Annotated in this window: 19 protein-coding genes; 5 read left to right on the top strand and 14 right to left on the bottom strand. The window is 50.6% G+C overall.

Going from position 1 to position 19,086, the window contains the following annotated elements; translation table 11 throughout:
- Positions 1-13: 13 nt before the first annotated feature.
- Together NSQ73_RS13750 and NSQ73_RS13745 are read right to left on the bottom strand one after the other, a co-directional pair.
- Positions 14-448, bottom strand: coding sequence for a GNAT family N-acetyltransferase (locus NSQ73_RS13750; RefSeq protein WP_340986830.1), 435 nt, complete (start codon positions 446-448; stop codon positions 14-16).
- 58 nt (positions 449-506) lie between these two features.
- Complete coding sequence (locus tag NSQ73_RS13745) at positions 507-866, bottom strand: VOC family protein (protein WP_042137700.1); 360 nt, start codon at positions 864-866, stop codon at positions 507-509.
- A 150-nt stretch (positions 867-1,016) separates the two neighbouring features.
- Here NSQ73_RS13745 and NSQ73_RS13740 point away from each other — a divergent pair, with 150 nt between their 5' ends.
- Entirely contained in the window at positions 1,017-2,363 is a 1,347-nt protein-coding gene (locus NSQ73_RS13740; RefSeq protein ID WP_340986829.1) for a TrkH family potassium uptake protein, read from the top strand.
- A gap of 132 nt (positions 2,364-2,495) precedes the next feature.
- On the opposite strand, the gene NSQ73_RS13735 is transcribed toward NSQ73_RS13740, so the two are convergent.
- On the bottom strand, positions 2,496-2,777 hold the full coding sequence (locus tag NSQ73_RS13735) for a hypothetical protein (RefSeq protein WP_039298880.1): 282 nt from the start codon (positions 2,775-2,777) through the stop codon (positions 2,496-2,498).
- 166 nt (positions 2,778-2,943) lie between these two features.
- On the opposite strand from NSQ73_RS13735, the gene NSQ73_RS13730 reads away from it, so the two are divergent.
- From NSQ73_RS13730 to NSQ73_RS13720, 3 genes are all read left to right on the top strand, one after another.
- Positions 2,944-4,182: an aminopeptidase gene (locus tag NSQ73_RS13730; protein ID WP_340986828.1), complete on the top strand. Its 1,239-nt coding sequence runs from the start codon at positions 2,944-2,946 to the stop codon at positions 4,180-4,182.
- Between the two features lie 53 nt (positions 4,183-4,235).
- The gene (locus tag NSQ73_RS13725) at positions 4,236-5,465 is read left to right on the top strand and encodes an aminopeptidase (RefSeq protein WP_340986827.1); all 1,230 of its coding nucleotides are present in this window, start codon (positions 4,236-4,238) and stop codon (positions 5,463-5,465) included.
- A 441-nt stretch (positions 5,466-5,906) separates the two neighbouring features.
- Positions 5,907-6,080: a hypothetical protein gene (locus NSQ73_RS13720; RefSeq protein ID WP_156118649.1), complete on the top strand. Its 174-nt coding sequence runs from the start codon at positions 5,907-5,909 to the stop codon at positions 6,078-6,080.
- 230 nt (positions 6,081-6,310) lie between these two features.
- Here NSQ73_RS13720 and ltrA read toward each other — a convergent pair whose 3' ends face one another.
- The 8 genes from ltrA to NSQ73_RS13680 form a co-directional block, all read right to left on the bottom strand.
- The gene (gene ltrA / locus NSQ73_RS13715; protein WP_340986826.1) at positions 6,311-7,603 is read right to left on the bottom strand and encodes a group II intron reverse transcriptase/maturase; all 1,293 of its coding nucleotides are present in this window, start codon (positions 7,601-7,603) and stop codon (positions 6,311-6,313) included.
- A 582-nt stretch (positions 7,604-8,185) separates the two neighbouring features.
- Positions 8,186-8,878, bottom strand: coding sequence for an AlkZ-related protein (locus NSQ73_RS13710; RefSeq protein ID WP_340986825.1), 693 nt, complete (start codon positions 8,876-8,878; stop codon positions 8,186-8,188).
- Positions 8,879-8,902: 24 nt separating this feature from the next.
- Positions 8,903-9,487 (bottom strand): TetR/AcrR family transcriptional regulator, encoded by a 585-nt coding sequence (locus NSQ73_RS13705; RefSeq protein WP_042236728.1) that lies wholly within the window; start codon positions 9,485-9,487, stop codon positions 8,903-8,905.
- Positions 9,480-10,208, bottom strand: a complete 729-nt coding sequence (locus NSQ73_RS13700; RefSeq protein ID WP_340986824.1) for an MBL fold metallo-hydrolase — start codon at positions 10,206-10,208, stop codon at positions 9,480-9,482. The genes NSQ73_RS13705 and NSQ73_RS13700 overlap by 8 nt, the downstream gene beginning before the upstream one ends.
- 320 nt (positions 10,209-10,528) lie before the next feature.
- On the bottom strand, positions 10,529-11,305 hold the full coding sequence (gene pstB / locus NSQ73_RS13695; protein ID WP_039298903.1) for a phosphate ABC transporter ATP-binding protein PstB: 777 nt from the start codon (positions 11,303-11,305) through the stop codon (positions 10,529-10,531).
- Positions 11,306-11,413: 108 nt separating this feature from the next.
- Positions 11,414-12,310 carry a phosphate ABC transporter permease PstA gene (gene pstA / locus NSQ73_RS13690; protein WP_042137714.1) on the bottom strand — a complete coding sequence of 299 codons (897 nt, stop codon included), beginning with the start codon at positions 12,308-12,310 and terminating at the stop codon, positions 11,414-11,416.
- The gene (pstC, locus tag NSQ73_RS13685; RefSeq protein ID WP_039298909.1) at positions 12,307-13,209 is read right to left on the bottom strand and encodes a phosphate ABC transporter permease subunit PstC; all 903 of its coding nucleotides are present in this window, start codon (positions 13,207-13,209) and stop codon (positions 12,307-12,309) included. The genes pstA and pstC overlap by 4 nt, the downstream gene beginning before the upstream one ends.
- A gap of 99 nt (positions 13,210-13,308) precedes the next feature.
- Positions 13,309-14,256 (bottom strand): phosphate ABC transporter substrate-binding protein PstS family protein, encoded by a 948-nt coding sequence (locus NSQ73_RS13680; RefSeq protein ID WP_042137717.1) that lies wholly within the window; start codon positions 14,254-14,256, stop codon positions 13,309-13,311.
- Positions 14,257-14,516: 260 nt separating this feature from the next.
- Between NSQ73_RS13680 and NSQ73_RS13675 the strand changes: the two genes are divergently transcribed.
- Positions 14,517-15,446: a LysR family transcriptional regulator gene (locus NSQ73_RS13675; protein WP_340986822.1), complete on the top strand. Its 930-nt coding sequence runs from the start codon at positions 14,517-14,519 to the stop codon at positions 15,444-15,446.
- Positions 15,447-15,899: 453 nt separating this feature from the next.
- On the opposite strand, the gene NSQ73_RS13670 is transcribed toward NSQ73_RS13675, so the two are convergent.
- The 3 genes from NSQ73_RS13670 to NSQ73_RS13660 all read right to left on the bottom strand — a co-directional run bounded on the left by NSQ73_RS13670 (position 15,900) and on the right by NSQ73_RS13660 (position 19,010).
- On the bottom strand, positions 15,900-16,736 hold the full coding sequence (locus NSQ73_RS13670) for a class I SAM-dependent methyltransferase (RefSeq protein ID WP_340986821.1): 837 nt from the start codon (positions 16,734-16,736) through the stop codon (positions 15,900-15,902).
- Between the two features lie 65 nt (positions 16,737-16,801).
- Entirely contained in the window at positions 16,802-17,716 is a 915-nt protein-coding gene (locus NSQ73_RS13665; RefSeq protein WP_340986820.1) for a DMT family transporter, read from the bottom strand.
- A 157-nt stretch (positions 17,717-17,873) separates the two neighbouring features.
- Complete coding sequence (locus NSQ73_RS13660; protein WP_042137724.1) at positions 17,874-19,010, bottom strand: zinc-dependent alcohol dehydrogenase; 1,137 nt, start codon at positions 19,008-19,010, stop codon at positions 17,874-17,876.
- Positions 19,011-19,086: the final 76 nt, after the last annotated feature.

The following is a 19,086-nucleotide window of genomic DNA, read 5'->3' as shown; positions in this document are numbered from 1 at the left end:
ATTCCTCCTGCATTTAGACCGGTATGTATTTTTTGAAAAGCTTGCTTCCCTCTCCGTCGTACCCCAGACGCTCGTAGAAGCGGTGGGCATCCGTGCGGCAGCTCTTGCTGGACAGCATCACCTTAAGGGCGCCTCTGGCCGCTGCTGCCTCTTCTGCGAATTGCATCAGTGAGGCTCCTATTCCCTTGCCGCGCAGCTGCGGGTCAGTTACAACACGCTCTATGACCACGAACGGGCGGTCACCGCTAAGCGCATCCATGCACAAGTGCAGATGTAACGTACCCGCTACCTCCCCGTCTTCTTCGTATACGATCAGCAGGCTGTCCGGATTACTGGCAATTTGGCTGATTCTTTGCGGCGATACTTGGATATCCGTGTGCTCCGGCAACAGAATCCGGTACAGCTTCTCTAAGCCGGAGGCATCCTCCGGTGTGGCTTCTCTTATCATTCGCAATACTCCCTGTATTATAATTAACAACATTAATTAATATAGTTAATGCGATTAATTAGTTGGTTGAACGGCAAATCATCAGCACATTCCCGTCCGGATCTTTGAAATTAAACCAGTGATCATGTTCAATATCTGTGAGAATTTCAGCTCCGGTAGCTTTGACATAATCATAGGCAGCATCAATGTCGTCGGTAAGCAGATGGAAGGAAGGCACCTTCAGCACAGCCTCGGCTGTAAAAATTCTGCTGTCGAGCACGATTCCCGGACCCTGCATCGGCACGTCATACAGATGCCCGAACAAAATTTCACCGTCAAGCGGCAGTCCAAGCAAGCTGCAATACCAGTTTTTGGACCTTTCGATATCACTAACCGGGATGAAGACAGCGCCAACCTGATTCCGTATGGGACTTGTCACAGCAAGTAGAGCCTCCTCTAAAAGTACAGTAGTAGGTGGAGCCTTTAATCATTTCGATAAAATATGTCAATTTCCTGCCTCTTTGGTGACGGGAATATAAGTTATGCTATAATCTTGTCAGATCCTATCCAGATGTCAGGAGAATGAGACTTGGCTAACCTATCCTTTGGGTATCTCAGGCTGACGCCGCCCAAAATATTATCACTGGGCTTTGCAATACTAATCGCGGCCGGCACCCTGCTTCTGTGTCTCCCTGCTGCTTCTACCGGCGGAAGAATCTCTTTCATTGATGCACTGTTCATGGCTACCTCAGCGACCTGTGTAACCGGGCTTGCTGTCATTGACACAGGAACGCAGCTGACGGCTTTTGGACAGATTGTACTGCTCGTGCTATTCCAGTTCGGCGGTCTCGGGTTCGTTACGATGGCGACGCTGATCACGCTGGTGCTGAACAAGCGGATCTCACTGAAGGAGCGCCTGCTGCTGCAGGAATCCATGAATCAGAATTCCATGCAGGGAATTGTGAAGCTGATCCGCCGGGTGCTAATCTACTCGCTGGTGATTCAGCTGACCGGGGCCATTCTTCTTGCCGCAAGATTTATGATGGACATGCCTTTTGGCAAAGCAGCGTATTACGGAGTATTCCATAGTATATCCATCTTCAACAATGCCGGATTTGATCTGTTCGGGGATGTTCACGGGCCCTTCAGCGGTTTAACCCGCTATGTTGAAGATCCGATTGTGAATATTACCTCCATGCTGCTGATCTTCCTCGGCGGTATCGGCTTTATTGTATTATCTGATGTAATCGACTTTCCGAAACGTAAGCGGCTGACTCTTCATTCCAAGGTAGTCCTTGCCACTTCTGCTGCTCTCATTGTGATTGGCGCGGCTATTTTCTTCTGGCTGGAGCTGAATTCCACGCTGAAGCCGCTGCATGCCGGAGGCAAGATAATGGCTTCCTTCCTGCAGGCGATTACGCCACGCTCTGGTGGGGTGACAACGATCGAGATCCCGCTGCTCCGTGAATCCACGCAATTCCTGATGATTCTGCTGATGTTTATCGGGGCAGCTCCCGGCTCCACCGGCGGCGGAATTAAGATTACCACCTTTGCGATTCTGGCCAGCACAGCCTATGCCAAGCTTCGGGGCAAAGAGGATATCGTGATGTTCCGCCACCGGATCTCGAAGGAGAATGTCTACAGGGCGATTACCATGACCCTGCTGTCACTGATGCTGGTGGTCATCTCGACCATGCTGCTGTCCGTGACGGAAAGTGCGGATTTTCTGACCGTGCTGTTCGAGGCAGTCTCCGCTTTCGGTACTTCCGGTATAACAATGGGACTGACTACAGAGCTGACAACAATCGGTAAGGTGCTGGTGATCATTCTTATGTTTGTCGGCCGGACAGGACCGCTTACACTTGCTTATGCACTCAAACCGAAGAACAGTAAGGATCTCTACCGGTACCCTGAAGGCAATATTACCATCGGCTAAACTCTGCGTTACCTTTGAAATGTGAAATGCGACCCTGTGCGGCAAGATTATTCTGCCGGAACGGAGTCGCATTTTTTAATAACAGCTTGTACATAGAAAGTCTATTGTATGACAAGGCTATCCGGAAAGGGTCTAGGCTTCCTCTTCCGGAATCTCCTGAGTGTCGAGTGCCGCGTCCAGCAGCTGATTGTATACATCGTCATCATTCTCCAGCAGGGCATCCACCTCAAGGAACTGCTCTTCACTTCCCGGTTCACCGGCGAAGCTCAGGCTGTAATCCCATTCGGTTCCCCGTGAACTGAAGAAAGTGATCTCATAAGGGGAGCTGTGATTCTCCAGTGTAAACACCGTTCTCCCGACAAAACTTCTATCCTCTACGCGTTTCATTTCTGCTTTGGTGATTTCTAGGTTCATACTCTTTCCTTCCTTTCATCTGATCATGCCCACAATATTCAGTATAACATTGATATGTAAGCAATTCCTTTCCTTTTGCGCTGTAATTGACTTTTTTCATCCGGCGGTTAATAATTTAGTACAATGCTTATTCCGAGCTAAAATTATGGTAATGGAGGAAATCGCAATGACTCAAACAGAGCTTCAATCCAAGCTAAGTAAATATGCTGATCTGGCTGTGCAGATTGGTGTAAATGTTCAGCCGGGGCAAATCCTGGTCGTGAACGCTCCGATTTCCGCAGCCGAGTTCGTCCACCTGATTACCGCCAAAGCATATGCCATCGGCGCAAGCCAGGTCAAGGTTAACTGGAGTGACGAGTTCATTACGCGCCAGCAGTTCGAGCATGCTTCACCGGAAGTGTTCACCAAGGCTCCAACCTGGTACGCGGGTGAAGTAACCGAATTCGCCGAGAACGGTGCTGCATTTCTGAACGTTATTGCCGAGAATCCGGACGCGCTCAAAGGCATTGATCCTGAGCGGATTGCCAACTTCCAGAAGACCCGGGGGGCTGCACTTACGAAATACCGCGAAATGCAGATGTCCGATAAAGTCAGCTGGAGCATTGTAGCCATCCCGTCCCAGCCCTGGGCAGACAAGGTATTCCCTGACGTGCCTGAAGAAGAGCGCGTAGATAAACTCTGGGAGGCAATCTTCCACACCGTACGCCTGGACCGCGAAGACCCTGTAGCCGCCTGGCAGGAGCATCTGGATACGCTGGAGCAGAAAGCGGATGTTCTCAATGCTAAGAAATACAAAAGCCTGCATTACATAGCACCTGGAACCGACCTTAGTATCGAGCTGCCTGAAGGCCATATTTGGGCGCAGGGCGACAGCATCAATGCTAAAGGTCATTCTTTTGTCGCCAACATGCCAACTGAAGAAGTGTTCACGGCTCCGAAGAAAACCGGCGTTAACGGTACTGTCAGAAGCACGAAGCCGCTCAGCTACGGCGGGAATATTATTGACGGCTTCTCAATTACCTTTGAACAGGGCCGGATTACCAGCGTAAGCGCCGAGCAAGGCCAGGAAGCCCTGGAATATCTTATCAGTCTCGATGAAGGCGCCAAGTATCTGGGTGAAGTCGCACTCGTGCCGCACAACTCGCCGATCTCCGACTCCAACATCCTGTACTTCAACACCTTGTTTGACGAGAATGCGTCCAACCATCTGGCGATCGGCACCGCATATGCCTTCTGCCTCGAAGGCGGCAAAGAAATGAACCAGGATGAGCTAATCGCCCATGGTCTCAATACCAGCGTAACCCATGTCGATTTCATGATCGGCTCAGCAGAGATGGATATTTATGGTATTACTGCTGACGGTACGCGTGAGCCTGTATTCCTGAAGGGCAACTGGGTATTCTAATGCCTTTTCTACTCCATATTACAAAATAGAAGATAGTGAAAGGAGCTGAAATCATGCTGGATTTCAAGCAAAAGCTCGAAAATTACGCCCTGCTCGCTGTAAAGATCGGAGTCAATATTCAGCCCGGTCAAACGCTTGTAGTCAATGCGGATATCGTCTCCGCAGAGCTGGTACGGCTCATTGTACGCCAAGCCTATGAAGCTGGAGCGAAGCTGGTAAAGGTTAATTATACCGATGAATTCGTTACACGGACACGTTATGATCTTGCTCCATCCGAGAGCTTCCTCGAGCCGCCCAAGTGGCAGGCGGATGAACTGGAGGATCTCGCGCGTAATGGCGCTGCGTTCCTGACGATTATCTCGGCTAATCCGGACTTGCTAAGCGGGGTAGAACCAAGCCGGATCTCTGATAACCAGAAGACTGCCGGCCAGGCCATGGCTCCTTACCGGGAGATGATGATGGCTAACCATGTCAGCTGGAGCGGCATCGCCTTCCCTTCTCCTTCATGGGCCGCCAAGGTATTCCCGGACGCTGCACCTGAGCAGCAGATTGAACTGCTATGGGATGCAATCTTCAAAGCTGTGCGCGCAGACCAGGAGAACCCCGTTGCAGCCTGGAGCAGCCATCTGGGCGGCCTCAAGCAGCGCTGCGATCTGCTGAACGCCAAGAAGTACCGCAAGCTTCACTACACAGCACCGGGAACCGATCTGACGATCGAGCTGCCTGAAGGCCATATCTGGTGTCAGGCCGGTGCGGTGAACAGCCGCGGTATGTCCTTCCTGGCCAACATTCCGACCGAGGAAGTGTTCACAGCCCCGCTGAAGACCGGTGCAAGCGGCAAGGTCAGCAGCACCAAGCCGCTTAGCTACGGCGGCAACATTATCGACCGTTTCACCTTGACCCTGGAGAACGGCAAGGTCACAGACTTTACCGCAGAGGTCGGCCAGGAGGCCTTGGCTTCCCTGCTGGCTATGGATGAAGGCGCGGCCTACTTCGGCGAAGTGGCCTTGGTTCCTTTCCACTCTCCGATCTCGGAGAGCGGCATTCTCTACTACACCACGCTGTATGACGAGAATGCTTCCTGTCACCTTGCGCTGGGTGCTGCTTATGCTTTCACGCTGCAGGACGGCATTAATATGACTAAGGAACAGCTCGCTGAAAGAGGCATGAACCAGAGTCTGACACATGTAGACTTTATGATGGGTTCCCCGGAGATGAGCATCGACGGGATTGCCGATGACGGCTCTGTTGATCCAATCTTCCGTAACGGAGATTGGGCTTAAGCTTTTGTTTGTAGATTGTCGCTTGAGGATTGTAGCTTGAGGACTGTGGTTTGACGTTTGTTAATGAATTGTTGTGGCCCCGCTGTTCCCCTTATTGGAGAATGGCGGGGTCTTTTTGTATAAGAGAGCTATGGAGTTAGTGTATCGAGAATTTTCCGACTCAGATTCCGCTAAGTAACCTTGGTAGGGTGTGCTCCCTCGTACAGCTTGGAACTAGAATCGTTAGTTTCCTTCTTGTTCATTCCTCCAATAGCCCAAATTTGAAGATATGTTCAAAGAATATTCACAATATTGTTGAATTTAATTCACAAATATGTCACAATACAATTAAGGATGGTATTTACAAGTCCCGCATCCAAAGTTATCACAAAGCTTCTGATGCCAGAATTACGAAACGATGCTGGAAGTTTATGCTTACCAAACACTTAGGAGGGAATCCTGATGAAAGAATCTTTTAACCAAGAAGTGGATTCGACTGAACCGGAACGTCTGGAAGTCCAGGCCCCCAAAGACTTAAGTATCGTAGCCTCCGATGCAATCAAGTACACAGCCTACATCATGCTGCTGTTCGGGTTCTTGTACTTTTTGATTGCATACCTCGCCCCTATGCTATAAGGCTGCTTCAATATATACGCTTCCCCGTAAGCGCTTACGGCCGGTCTGTTCCTAAGGGAAATGGATTAGCCGTTTTATTTTGCAGATAGGGGTTCTAGAAACAGCCTCTCTAATCTGGCAACTACGGCTAGAGTAAAGGGCTGGATTTAAACCAGCCCCTCCTCATCAAACCGTACGTGAGGTTTTCCCTCATACGGCTTTCCGATGTTTGTCATTCATGGGCATGCAGATTACAACAGCGTTTTTAGTCCATATTGCTTGGCACTATACTTAACTTCAGAAACTGAACTCATCCATCTCCCGCGTTGTCTCTTCTTCGCATACCACCGTGTGAATCTCTGCAAGATATACCAGTCAAGCTTGGCTAACCTCTTCTGGCTGTAGTTCGTGTAATAGTAATTTCTCCATCCTTGAATCTTTGGATTGAGCCATTCCACATGCTCCACGAATGATCTTGAGCGCATACTCGGCGGTGCTAATCTTTCTTTGACCACTCCTCGAATACGTTCCTCTGCCTTCTTTGTTAGCCACTGCTGCGTGGTGTAGTACACCTTCCCTTGAGAAGTCTCTGCTTTCGTTTTTCGGTGGTGCATCCCTAAGAAGTCGAACCCTTCGTCTCCTGTCCATAGGCCTACAATACGGGTTTTGGTTGGATGTAAGGTCAGTTCCAAACGTTCCATGATTCTGCCTATGAGCTCATAGGCATGCTCGGCGTCCTTTTTGGATTTACAGACCACAACAAAGTCGTCTGCATACCTTGTCAGTTCTCCCAATCCACTTCCGTGTTTCTCCCACAGTCGGTCAAAATAGTTCAAGTAGATGTTCGCCAGAAGCGGTGAAATGACGCCACCTTGCGGTGTACCTAAATCGGATCGCCTTACGTTTCCTTCTTCCATGACTCCCGCCTGTAACCACTTCCGTATTACCTTTAGGATCCGCCTGTCATTAATACGCATTTGTACCAATTTCATAAGCTTCTCCTGATTAATATTGTCGAAGTAGCCTTGGATATCGACGTCGACTACCCAATTCCCTTTGCGGTTGCAGGCTTTCCGGATTCGATCTAGCGCTCCTTTTGCACTTCGTTTCGGGCGAAATCCGAAGGATACATCTTCGAAGTCTGCTTCGAAGATGGGTTCAATCACGAGTTTCGTTGCCATCTGCACTACTCGGTCGCGCACGGTGGGTATGCCCAGCGGTCTTGGCTTCCCGTCTTTCTTCGGGATATAGTGCCGTCGTACGGGCTGCGGATGGTAATTGCCTTCTTTCAATGCTCGCTCGCATTCCTTGAGGAACCTTGTTTCTCCTTGTTCCACAATATCTGCAAGCGTCACCTCATCTACTCCGGCCGCTCCCTTATTTGCTTTCACCCGTTTCCAGGCTTCGCACAGCACATCCCACCGATAGACTTTGTCGTACAACGCATGGAATTTACGCTTACTGTTCTCCTTGGCCGCATGACCTAGCTTTTCTTGGAGTTCTTGAACTTTTTCCTTGGGTGTCGTTAGCCGTTTGGCATTCACTCACTCGTACCTCCTCCAAAAGCATAAACAAAGCAGGGCTCCTTCCCTCCCTAAGGTTATGTTGTCCTTAGGTTCTTCGGTACTATGAGCCCCTCGGACTCCCTTCCCACAGACGGTTCATTTCGTCTTCTGGACTTATAGAGCGCCTCTTTACGGGTTCCTAAAAAAAAAAATCCCGTGTGGGGGAGGGTCTCCCCAGTTCACTGCATTATCTTTCAACCCATGCCGTTCCCTATACGCCGGAGGATTCTTCACTGCTGATCCAAGTTCTGTACAGTTTCCTTGGCCTTCGTCCAGTATAGCGAGACTCGGCATCCTCTCTTCCCCTTCGCAGGGCCTTTTTGACGACGCGGCAGGATTCACTTGATGTTGCGGCCTGGGTTGTTGCTCGCCCGGTCTCTGACCCGTACTTTTGTCGATGCGCTTTTACACACAGATTTCGCCATGCGCAAGCATCCTAGCTACAAAGGTGGCTTGGCCCCTCCTTTGATTGGACTTTCACCAATTAGATAATGCGTGCCTCTGGGCACGCCTATACAAAAAAAGTAGTCCCCGCTAATCTCGAGGACTACCTTAATATGCTTATTTCCAGCCTAACACCTTGCTGATCGAGGCTATCGCTTCCGGCGTCCAGCTCCCGTCCATTCTTGAACGCAGCCACGCCACCGCCTCTTCTCTCGTTCCTTCAAAAGGTTCGATTCCCGCTTCATTCATCCAGTGGCCCGAGGTTTCAAAAGAGGTACTGTTCCACCCGTTCGGCTCACCGTCTGCATTCAGTCGCTGCTTAACTCCGGAGATTACAATATCCAGAGTGCCCTGAAGCTCGGTTACCGCGTTGTCAAAAGCCGTTTTCTTCTCTTTGGCCTTCATATCAGCCATAGAACGGAGCTGGCGTGTCTCAATGCCTTCGTGCTCCCGGATAATCTGCAATAACGTTAGCGCTTCTCTGGTAGCAAGACCGCTGTCATACCGCTCCTCCAGGGAACGCGGACTGCCTGCAGCCGCCAGGTAAGCGGGAAGCCACTCACGGGATACCAGAACGGCTTTTTTCTTGATAAACTTTCCGTATCCGGCCAATCCTTCTCCCGGAAATCTCACCCGCCAGCCCCAGGGGTCCAGCTCGGAACCGGTATGCCAGTTCTCCGCCAGGGTCAGCCCGTTCACAGAAGGATGCCCAGGGATCAACGGGGCCAGCGGTACGATCCCCAGCTTGACCACAACCTCAGCCATCTCCTCAAATGTTGTAATACTCTCTGGGCTTTCTACACTACCCACTCATTCCGCCTCCTCGATGTAAATTCATTCAAGCTCATCTGCTCCCTCACCCATGCAGCGGATTCCGGCAATATAAGCGCGGATCAGCCGCGTAAGACTGACATTCAAGTCCAGCGGCATTCCGAAGCCTCCTTGATTCTCAAGGGCAGAGAACCCGTGCAGTATGCTGCGCAATCCCCGGACGGCGTGCAGGTTCCCTTCCTCATCCAGCCCAAAGCAGGACAGGACTTGAATAATCAGTGACAGGACCTTCCCGCCCGCAGCCTCCAGTGCGGTATCTCCCTGCTCAGGTGCTCTCAATGTTGTTTCGTACAGCCCCGGATGTTGTCTGGCAAATCCGATGTAAGCCTGACTTAGCGCATGAACGGCCTGTTCGCCCCGTGCGCCTTCCGCTGCCGCTGACATGGCGTCATAGAGCTGCTCCAGCCCGTGAATCGCCAGCAGTGTCCGCAGACCCGCGAGTCCGTTAATATGATTATACAACGACGGCGGGCGAACGCCCAGCTTGGCCGCCAGTGCGGCCAGCGTCACCTCCTGAACACCCTGTGCGTCAGCCAGCTCTGCTGCTGCCAGCACCAGAGTATGTGTGTCCAAACCGGCTCTAGCCATGCACCTTCCCTCCATTCACCAATACCCTGCCCGCCTCTGCTGCCGCATGTTTCATGGATTCCACCGGGTGCCTCACCAGATTTCCATGTCCTACAGCCAGCACTGAAGGCACTAGATCAATCAGCTTATAGGCACTGGCCAATGCCTGCTCCAGACTCCATGTCGCCATAGCCGGAAAAGGAAACAACGGCACCTTCTTGCCGGACACAGCGGTTGCCCGGAAGGTCTGGAACGCATCTCCTACAATCAGTGCGCCACTGCGCTGATCCCGGAAAGACATAGATCCCGGAGTATGACCGGGTGTACTTATGGCCGTCAATGAGCCGATGGTATCCCCGTCGTACAGCAGCACATCGGGCTTCGTTGCTATCTTGGACGGTACACTGCCCTTAATCGGGGTCTGAAGCTCACCTGCTCTTAGCGAGCGGTCACCGGCCAGCAGCGCCGCATCCCGTTCCGAGATATAGACCTTGGCCCCAGGAACAAGCTTCTTGAGCGCATCCAGCGCCCCGACATGATCCATATGGCCATGGGTTAGCATGATCCGGGTAAGCGGCTTCTGAAGCCTGGCGGACTGTTGTAGAATACCTTGTAAACTATATGGCATGCCTGCATCTATTAGAGTAAGCTCCTCTTCTTCTTCGACCAGATAACAGTTAACGGGAAATAAGCGCGGCAGCCAGGTAAGCTGGTGCAGATACCCTTCTTGAGTTACTCTCATAAGGACCCTCCTCAAAACTAATGTAATTAGTTAAATAATAAACTAATATAATTAGTTTTACAAGTGGCACTTGTATTTTCTACATATGTACTGAAAAAACGAGGGTTAAATCCCCGCCGATTGCAGATTCTTCCTAGTTCTCCGAGTCCAGCGTTTTGTCGGCATTTTTATTGGACCGCTTGATCATTAGCCACTGCAGCGCGGTAATTCCTAAGAAGAAAACCATTATGTACATTATATATTGCATTTATGATATAAAATAAACACCATCCGCAAGGAATGGTGCCTATGGCTCCTGAAACTATTGTAATGCCTGTCCGTCAGCCGAAACGGCCCATAATATATTCTTGGGTCATCTGATTCTCCGGATTGCTGAAGACCTTCTCTGTCTTGTCATATTCCACAAGCGAGCCCAGATAGAAGTAGGCTGTATAATCCGAGATCCGCGCTGCCTGCTGCATGTTATGGGTAACGATTACGATCCGCAGCTCTTCCTTCAGTTCCTTAATCAGCTCCTCCACCTTGCCTGTCGATACAGGATCAAGTGCTGAAGCCGGCTCATCGAGCAGCAGGATCTGAGGGTTAACAGACAATGCCCGGGCAATACACAGACGCTGCTGCTGTCCGCCGGACAATGCCAATGCAGAGTCCTTCAAGCGGTCTTTGACCTCATCCCACAGGGCGGCGCGGCGCAGGCTGCTCTCCACGATTTCATCCAGTGCTTTTTTGCCTTTAATTCCATGGTACTTAGGACCAAAGGCGATATTGTCATAGATGGATTTGTAAAAAGGGTTCGGCTTCTGCCAGACCATACCGATTTTTTGCCGCAGCTTGATGACATCTGTTCCGGAAGCGTTGATATCTATACCGTCAATCCAGATGCTGCCTTTGGTAGTCGAGCCGGAGATATCATCATTCATCCGGTTAAGGGAACGGAGAAAGGTTGATTTCCCGCAGCCGGAAGGGCCGATCAATGCTGTTACCGTATTCTGGGCGAAGGGAAGACTAATTCCTTTAACCGCCTCATAAGTGCCATAAAAAATACTCAGATCCTCAGTTTGAAATGATTCGCGTACCACCGGTTCCGCTATGCCCATCTCTTACTCCTCCTAAAAGTTTTGTCAGCATCCGCTTCTTGCATCACCTTCGCAAAACTTGCTTCGAAAGCATACACTTAGTTTTGTCAGCATCCGCTTCTTATTAGCCTAGTTCATTCTCTTGGAAGCGGTAAGCTTGCGGTAGATGAATCTGCCGAAGTAACGGGCAGCCAGGTTGAAGATTAATACGGTCAGCACCAGCACTGCCGAAGCACCTGCTGCGATCTGCAGCGCATCCGGCGCCAGACCTTCGCTGTTGACCTTCCAGATATGAACCGCCAGTGTTTCTGCCGGACGGAACGGGTTAAGCGGTGAAGAAGGACTAAGCGGATTCCAGTTGCTGAAGTCCAGACGCGGACTGCTCATGCCCGCTGTGAACATCAATGCCGCCGCTTCACCGAAGACGCGTCCGGCGGACAGGATCGTTCCCGTAATGATTGTTGGCAGAGCTACCGGGAGCAGTACCGAAGTCACAATCTTCCACTTGGATAAACCAAGCGCGAAGCCTGCTTCCTTCTGCTGCTTAGGTACCGTGCGGAAAGCCTGCTCGGTGATACGAACCATCAGCGGAAGGTTGAAGAAGGTAAGCGCGAGTGCTCCCGAGATCAGGGAGAATCCGAGATTGAAGGTATTGACGATCAATAGGAGACCGAACAGACCGACGATGATGGACGGGAAGGAAGATAACACTTCCACAACCAGACGGATGAAGTTAGTCAGTCTGCCGGGACGGGCATATTCTGCCATGAAGATCCCCGCTCCAAGTCCAAGCGGTATAGTAATAATCAGGGTCAGCACCAGCAGGAACAGGGAGTTGAAGAGCTGAGGTCCTACACCGCCTCCTGCACGGATCTTCTGTGGTGCCGATGTCAGGAAGTCCCAGCTGATATGACTCATCCCGCGGATGAGGATATATCCAAGCAGGCCAACCAGAATAGCTACGATAAGCAAAGCGAACGTTACAATGATAGCAGTGGCAATTTTGTCTGCTGTTCTCGGCTTCAAATTTTATTTCTCCTTTCGAGCATTCTAACAAGCAATACGAATACAAATGTCATCAGCATAAGCACGAGAGCCATGCTCCATAGCGCGTTGTTCTGCGGTGAACCCATCGTCGTGTTCCCCATACCCAGCGTAATAACACTGGTCAGCGTGGACGCGGATTCGAACAGCGAACGCGGCACAAAAGGTGCATTACCGATAACCATCTGTACAGCAAGTGCTTCACCGAATGCACGGGCCATCCCCAGTACCACCCCTGTCATAATAGCCGGGAAGGTCGTCGGGAGAATGACACGGGAGATCGTCTGCCAGCGAGTGGCACCGAGCGCAAAGGAGGATTCTTTCAAGTTTTGCGGCAAAGAAGCAAGCGCGTCTGCAGCCACGCTGGTAATGGTCGGCAGGATCATCACCGACAGTACTAGCGCGCCTGCAGCAACCCCGATGCCCTGTCCGGGCAATGTATTCCGCAGAAAAGGTACAATGACACTTAAGCCAACGAATCCGTATACGACAGACGGAATACCTGACAACAGCTCGATAACGGGCTGCAGCAGTTTTTTGCCCCAGCCAGGGACGATTTCAGTCATAAATAATGCGGCGCAGATGCTAAGCGGACTTGCGATAAGCGCGGCAAGCAGGGTTACCAGGAAGGAACCGGCTATAAACGGAAAAGCTCCATAAGAAGGCGTATCCGCTTCAGGCGACCACTTCGTGCCGAACAGGAAATCGGAAACCTTAACCTCACCGCTTACAAAGTTCGCAATTCCTTTAGAGGCTACAAAATAAACCATCGATACAATGATTACAATCAATAGCAGTACACAAAAGGACATATAAGCGCGTCCGATAAAATTCTCTATATGATGTTTTTCAAACCGCGTTTTCTTTGGTTTTACCCTCAAGATGCTCCCTCTTTCTAAAGTGAAAAGAGAGGCAGAAGAAATCCGCCTCTAATCACATGAAGTTCTAATGGATGATACCTGTGAATGAATTTGTAGTACTTACTTAGTTGTTACAGTTCCTGCTACATCGCGGGATACCTGCATCTGCGAAGCCGGGATGTAACCAAGCTCTACTACGTCACCTGTCTGTACTTCGTCAGTCATCATGAAGTCCAGGAATGCTTTTACTGTTTCATTCGGCTCACCGTTAGTGTACATGTGCTCGTAAGCCCATACCGGATATTTACCGGAAATTACGTTGTCTACAGAAGGTTCAACACCGTCATAGCTCAAGGTTTTAACGGAATCGTCCAGGTAGGACAGAGCCAGGTAACCGATAGCTCCCGGTGTTTCACCGATAATTTTCTTAACAGTACCGGAGGAATCCTCTTGAATAGATCCTGGAAGATCATCCGTTTTGGTGCCAAGCGCGAAGCTCTCGAAGGTTGCGCGTGTACCTGAGCTTGCAGGACGGTTGATGATCTGAATCGCCTGGTCAGCGCCGCCGACTTCGCTCCAGTTCTTGATTTTGCCAGTGAAGATGTCGACCAGCTGCTGCTTAGTCAGTGTATCTACGCCTGCATCCGGATTGCTTACTGCTGCGATAGCTACAACGGCTACCTGATGATCAACCAGCGCTGCCGCTTTTTCAGCATCAGCATCTTTCAATTTCTCTTCTGCGAATACGTCGGAGTTACCGATATCCACTTGCTTCTCAGCCACTTGTGTCAAGCCTGTTCCGCTTCCGCCGCCTTGAACCTGAATATCCACGCCTGCATTGGCATCCATGAATTTCTCTGCCGCCTGCTCTACGAGCGGCTGCAGTGCTGTGGAGCCCGAAGCCAGGATAGATCCGCTTAATTCGGCGCCGCTGCTGTTTTGTGTATTTGTTGCAGCTGCATTTCCTCCGTTATTGGTTGCCGCATTATTTCCCCCGTTGCCACATGCCGAAAGTGCTACTACGCTTGTTAAAGCCAAAGCCATGATCCAAGATTTTCTGAATTGCATTGTTTTTTTTCCTCCTAAAGGTTTTGTGAGTGTCTGCTTCATTGGTCTGCTTCGTACAAAACTCACTTTGGAAGCATTGTCTGTGCTCATGTCAGCTTCTCTTCTGACTCTTCTTATTCTAGGACTCGTTCGTTATGTAAAAGTACTGAGTTTGTAAAGCGGAAGATAAAAGTTATAATAGATTTTGAATAATGTCATAGATATAATCTATATATAAGCAACAATCGTTAATTTATCGCCATCTAACCGGAGGAATCAGCATGAATCTTGTGAAATTACAAATTGTAGTCCTGATTGAAAAATATAAAAAGGTAACGGACGTAGCCGCCGAGATGGGGCTTAAGCAGCCGACCGTTTCCTTCCATATGAAGAGTCTCGAGAGTGAGCTTGGCGCTTCACTGTTCCAGTTCAGGAGCGGCCGGGTGCTGCTGACCGATGCCGGACGCGCCCTGTATCAATATGCTGTGCGGATTGTATCGCTGACGGCAGAAGCAGAGCGGACAGTTAAGCAGTTTACCTCTCTGGCGTCGGGGAATCTGGAGCTTACAGCAAGCGATATCCCCGGTAATTATCTTGTGCCTAAACTGCTGTCCCAATTCACTGGCCTGCATGATGGAATTGATGTGTTCCTGTCCATACTGCCGGATGATGCCGTCAGGGAGCGTCTGCGGAGCCGGGAGATTCAGCTGGCCGTGCTGCACAGTACGGACGGACAGGATGATTCCTTCCATACTCAAGTGATTGCCAGAGATGAAACGGTGCTGGTTTTTGCGCCTGGACATCCTTTTGCCGGAGCGCAGGAAATTACGGTAGAAACGGCAGCAAGAGAACCCTGGGTGCAGCATGAAGCCGCCTCCTTCCTGCGCGGAATCTCCGACAAGTGGACGCAGCTCAATCATGTGAAAGTGTGGAACCATGCCGTACTCGGCTCGCCGGAGGCGGTCAAACGTATGATTAGCGGCGGCGGGATGGTCGGAGTATTCTCCAAATCAGGGATTGAGGCCGAGGTGGCGGCCGGAAGTCTTGCCTATGCCCCGCTGCCGGGACTTCATCCCGGGGATGGTGCATTTGTGCTGGCCTGGCGCAAAGACTACACCCTCTCCCCGCTACAGAAGGCTTTTGCCGGAATGGCAGGCCGTGACGGATTACAGGAGGAGGACCAGCGCGAAGATCTGATACCCAGTGAATAGCTGGACTTCTGAGTGGCGGACGGACGTCGTTGTAGGAATTCCCAGATTATCCGCATTCCTGAGCAGAATCCAGTAACTTTATATAAAATCCTGCCCATAATACAACAATTCCCTCATTATATTGACCCGAAACTAAAATTGTTGTAAAAAAGGCAGCATTTCACCTTTTCCAAGCGGCTAAGCAGGATTATTCTTGTATTTCATACAACAATCGATCTGAACACCTGGCTATCCATACATCAAAGTTGTAAAACGTACAACACTTATGTCTACAGTGCGCTTTATTTACATTTACATAACAAAAAGGTATCCCTTAGCACACGACGTAACCGCGCTTCAAGAGATACCGTTTATATGACTTCTTAGGTTTCACACTATAAATTACTGCTATTCCCCGCTGAAACGGCTTTGCTGTCTTTAAAAAGGATGGCAAAGCCGTTTCCACTTCGTTGATTATCTTTTTCCCGCCACCAAAGTGAAGGTCTTGGGAATCCCCTTGTCATATACATCCGACGACAGGTTGGGCTCTTCCACCAGCTCCTGAATAACAAGCCCGCTGGCCGCAGCAGCCGTTACAATCTCGCCGAGTGTCCAGCGCCGCCAGTAGACTACATTAGGTCTGTCTGCCCCCGCTGCTTTTTCGGAAGAAGGCATATACTTGGAATAGGACACCTGCTTCTCTTCCAGTGCCGTATCGAAATAATCACCGCTCACTTTATGCTTGCGCACCTTGGCGGTTGAACCCTTGGAGGAGATTAGCTTGGTCGTTACCGGGTGGAAATCCCGCAGTACGAACTTCCCGCCGGGTGCCAGCAGCCGGTATGCCGTAGTCATAAACGGAGCCAGGTCGGTGAAATAGTGGACAATTCCCATTTCCGCAAACACCAGGTCATACGAGCCATCCAGCACAGCTTCAGGCAGTCCCAGCACATCTGAGACGATATAATCCAGCTTCACTCCGGCTTCCTGCGCCAGTTCAGTAGCATAACGCCCATTCGCCTCCGAGAAATCAGCAACCGTCACTTCTGCCCCCATCAGCCCCAGCGCTACCGCCTTCATGCCGTTCGAACCCATCAGGTTCATAATCTTGCGGCCCTGCACATCTCCCATATAGGCATTCAGCGGGAACAGCTTCCCAGCCGGATCTTTGACCAGCTTCTCTGCTGCCTCGGCTGGTGATCCGAACCGGCTAGTCCATGCCGCATAGGTATCCTCATTCCACAATTCTTCACTGGAAGGAGCAGCCCCGCCGTTTAGACCTGAAGGTTCGTTCTGATCTTGTTCATTCATTACGTTCGTTACCCCTTTATATATGTTCTGTGAAAATAATGTCATCGCTCCACCGTTCTAACGCATTATGACGCATTAGGCAGAGCTTCCTGGAGCTTGAGCGCCTTCCTGCGTCCGGAATACAGATAGACCCCGAGGCCGGCCATGACCAGCACACCTCCTGCCCATTGTAAACCGCTCAACTGTTCCCCCAGCAGCAGGAAAGCAAGAATGCTTGCGCCGACAGGCTCTCCCAGAATATTCATCGATACTGTAGTCGCAGATGCATACTGCAGCAGCCAATTAAACAGAATATGGCCGAATACGGTTGGCACCACCGCCAGCAGGACAAAGATGCCCCATTCCCGGGCGGGATAAGCGAAGAAAGGTATACTTGTTACCAGATTGTAAACAGCAAATACGATGGCCGCAGAGATGAATACAATCAGGCTGTACAAATAGGAAGGCATACGCGCCACCAGCTTCTGACCGATTAGTAAATGTGCGGCTACAGCTACCGTTCCGCCAACGGACAGCATGTCACCCTTCAGGTTCTCGGCGGACAATCCGATATCGCCCCAGCCGATAAAGACAACCCCAAAGATTGCAATAGCCATACCCAGCATAGCAGAGGCGCTGTTTCGCTCTTTATACAGTATGTACGCACCGAGCATAATGAATAACGGCTCCAGAGCCATGATCATTGTCGAGCTGGCCACTGACGTGTAATTCAGCGATCCCATCCAGAGCAGAAAATGAAGGGCCAGCATTACACCGGAAGCGCCCAGCAGCAACCAGTCTTTCAGGCGCAGCGCCCAAGCTGCTCCGCTATAGCGGCGGGCGAACGGCAGCATCAGCAGTGAGGTGAACAGCAGCCGGTACATCCCCTGAACCGACACCGGAGCAGACGACCATTTAATGAAGATAGAAGAAAAGGATATGGCCACAATTCCAATCACCATCAGCAGCGGTACGGGAACGGGCGGTTTTTTGGGAATCATACGTAGTTGCCCCTTCGTGTTTTGTAAGACTCATTATGTTAATTTAACGCAAATTGCAGAAAAAAGCAGCATTTTTCATTAAAAGAGACATAGAATCCGTCTTTCAGCGGGTTCCATGCCTCATACGAGCTATACCAGTGCTAATAAGCATCTGTATCTATGGCTTAAGTACAACCTTGATACAGTCCTCTTCCTTCTCTTGAAACACCTTATAGCCATGCTCTGCTCTGCTGATCGGCAGCCGGTGGGTGATGATATCTGTGGGATCGAACTTATTCTCCTTAATCATCCTGTAGAGCGCCGGCATATAATGAATGACCGGAGCCTGTCCCATCTTCAGCGTAATATTGCGCTCAAACAGATGACCTAGCGGGAACATATTATAGTTCAGCCCATACACCCCTACAAGCTGAATCGTACCGAATTTGCGGACCACCTCTGAGGCGATACGGAACGCCCCTAGTGAGCCGCCCTGCAGCATTAATGTGGTCTCCACCTTTTCTACAACCGTCTTCTTGGCGTCGAGACCTACACAATCAATAACCACATCGGCCCCGCCGCGGGTGATCTCCTTCATGTGCTTCTCGAACTCTTTAATTTTCTCAAAATTAAAAATCTCCACATTATTCGTTTGCTTCGCATGCTGCAGCCGGTATGGGATATGGTCGACGGCAATGACCCGGGATGCGCCTTTCATCCAGGCGAATTTTTGTGTCAGCAGACCTACCGGCCCGCATCCGAGCACAATTACGGTATCTCCGGGCTTCACGCCGGCATTCTCAACCCCCCACCAGGCGGTAGGTACAATATCCGAGAGGAACAGCAGCTTCTCGTCTTCCATCTCAGCATCCTCCGGAACGACAAAGGGGCCGAAATTTCCGTACGGTACACGCAGCAGTTCGGCCTGCCCACCGGCGAATCCGCCGTAAGTATCCGAATAGCCCAGATAGCCGCCGGTATCCTTGGCTTCATTCGCGTGGTCACATTGGCTCTCCATCTCGTGCTGGCAGAAGAAGCATTGCCCGCAGGCTACATTAAAAGGGATAATGACACGGTCACCCTTCTTTACCTTGGTGACCTCCGGTCCCACATCTTCCACTATTCCCATAGGCTCATGCCCGATAATGTAATCATCATGCATGCCGGGGATTTCGCCATTATAGATATGCAGATCCGATCCGCAAATGGCGGTTGAGGTAATGCGGACAATGATATCATCCTTTTTCTCAAGCCGCGCATCAGCGACTTCCTTAACCTCGACTTTCTTCTTGCCCTGATAGGTTACTGCCTTCATGTTGAGAGTCACTCCTTCAGAAGTTGGGTATGGACATCGCAGCTGTAAATTCACGCTACACTATGTTATAACCCCA

This window comes from Paenibacillus sp. FSL R10-2736, assembly GCF_038000245.1.
Taxonomy (GTDB): Bacteria; Bacillota; Bacilli; order Paenibacillales; family Paenibacillaceae; genus Paenibacillus_AQ; species Paenibacillus_AQ phytohabitans.
Note: the sequence above shows the minus strand (reverse complement) of the source record. Positions and strands in the feature narration are given on the sequence as shown.